This is a genomic window from Pseudoalteromonas fuliginea (assembly GCF_000690055.1).
GTDB lineage: Bacteria > Pseudomonadota > Gammaproteobacteria > Enterobacterales > Alteromonadaceae > Pseudoalteromonas > Pseudoalteromonas fuliginea.
Map to the genome: position 1 here is coordinate 1 of NZ_JJNZ01000148.1, position 1,745 is coordinate 1,745.

General features: G+C 38.4%; 3 protein-coding genes. All 3 read right to left on the minus strand.

Annotated elements, in window-relative coordinates; all coding sequences use genetic code 11:
* Positions 1-186 precede the first annotated feature (186 nt).
* The 3 genes from DC53_RS00320 to DC53_RS00310 all read right to left on the minus strand — a co-directional run bounded on the left by DC53_RS00320 (position 187) and on the right by DC53_RS00310 (position 1,629).
* Complete coding sequence (locus DC53_RS00320; RefSeq protein ID WP_033032388.1) at positions 187-570, minus strand: hypothetical protein; 384 nt, start codon at positions 568-570, stop codon at positions 187-189.
* An 82-nt stretch (positions 571-652) separates the two neighbouring features.
* Positions 653-1,036 (minus strand): hypothetical protein, encoded by a 384-nt coding sequence (locus tag DC53_RS00315; protein WP_033032390.1) that lies wholly within the window; start codon positions 1,034-1,036, stop codon positions 653-655.
* A 110-nt stretch (positions 1,037-1,146) separates the two neighbouring features.
* Positions 1,147-1,629: a hypothetical protein gene (locus DC53_RS00310; RefSeq protein ID WP_131649278.1), complete on the minus strand. Its 483-nt coding sequence runs from the start codon at positions 1,627-1,629 to the stop codon at positions 1,147-1,149.
* Positions 1,630-1,745: the final 116 nt, after the last annotated feature.

Consider the following 1,745-nt stretch of genomic DNA (forward strand, 5'->3'; position numbering starts at 1 on the left):
TAATTCGAGCTAAAGTAATTATGGCTTAAAAAAGTTAGGCAGGGATCAGTGCGTTTAACTTGACAGTGGGAGTCATACCAACGCCTTGCTCACCTGCACATACTGCGGAGAGCGTTTTTGTGTATTATGGAGCGCAGCGACACACAAAAACGAGCGTAGCAGTATGTGTCAGAGTGCAGCAACTTGTTATGCATTTTTGATCATCTCAACTACTTCACCGTCTGTAAGTTCACTGCCCACATGTAGTGCCACCTTAATGGCTCCAGCACCGAGAGCTAGCTCTCTAAATATGCGGTCTTCTACTTCAGACAAACCACCCTCAACTCGAGAAGTTGGATGAACCAGAATTTGTGGTCTTTTTGCAAATAACGCTTTAGGTAATATGCGCTTAATCAATTTAGCCAAAGTTGGCTCTGCAGTTGAAAAAGTACCAACCAGAAGCCTTTCTGTGGTGAATGGAAATTCCGAGGAAATACTCTCCCAATCTCCGTTTGTGGATATATTCTTTGCCTCGAATATATTTTCACCAACTTTTACATATAAATCATTTGTGAAGAGTTTTTTGATCATATCTCGAATATCTGTAGTGCATAACGCTCATGCTAAGCGGCGCAATTTATTGCGTCCATAGCTTGAGCGCATTGTTATGTGTTTAGCCAAAGTAATTAAACCTGAGCACGTCTTTATGCAGGCCATATGACAGACCTACACCAGTTTTATTGTTATTGAAAAATTGAATCCAGCCGTTATTAATTCCATCCTCCCAATCATCTAACTCACCATAGCGATTAAGATATAAGCTGACTTTAAGATTCAACTCGTCTTGAGAATCTCGACCCTCTGGATCGTTATACCAAGTGGCAATAACTACATTCTCTTTCTCATAAAACCCACATTCATAATCAGATACAGAAACTTTATAGAAAGTAGCATCTTCTTCCACTTCTTTAAGTATTGTCTCGGAAACCCCTTTTAAGATATCTAATGCATCTTCAAGAGGTATGTTGAGGGGGATATGAGGTGTTTTTATTTGCATATTTTATTTACACATAACGCCGCCAGCAACTGCTGGAAAATGTTGGCTACTTATTTGCGGTACTTTGCAAAAAAGAAGACAACGTTTGAAGGTCAGATTGACTGGCCTTGTTAGTGAGATGATATAGCATCAGGGCACAAATATGATTTGGGATCTTCCCTAACCAACTTAGTCATTTCACGGTTAAATAAGGCTGCGTATTCGTTAGCCTTTTCTGCCAACTTAGCTTGACCTCTGCAAGTAATTGTATCATGACCAGCATTGATGAATTTCCATTTGGATTCTAAAATAACACACCTTGTAAATTTGAATTCAAAATTTGGTCTACTTGGACCAAATCCATCACTAACTCCATAAAAATAAATATCATCTGAAGCGTATTTTGATCTTGCATGTTCTTTGGCTTTTGATGGCACAAGTATATTTATAGCTTGAGCAAACTCGCATTTTTTGTTTATTGGTGTTTCATTTTCAAAAAAATATCGCAGCTCTTTTTTCATAGCCTTCAGATTACTTTCATCACTTGATATTTTAGAGTCTGCACAAGTGACAAAAAAGATAGAAAAAAAACTAACTAAAAATATGGTTCTCACAGTAATCTCACTAACGCCACGTTAAGCGGCAAGTTATAGCTGGCTAAATAGTGAGGCACGAACATAGCCAGCTGTTATTTGTCCGTTTGAACGCCTTATAGTTACTCCGTTCCATT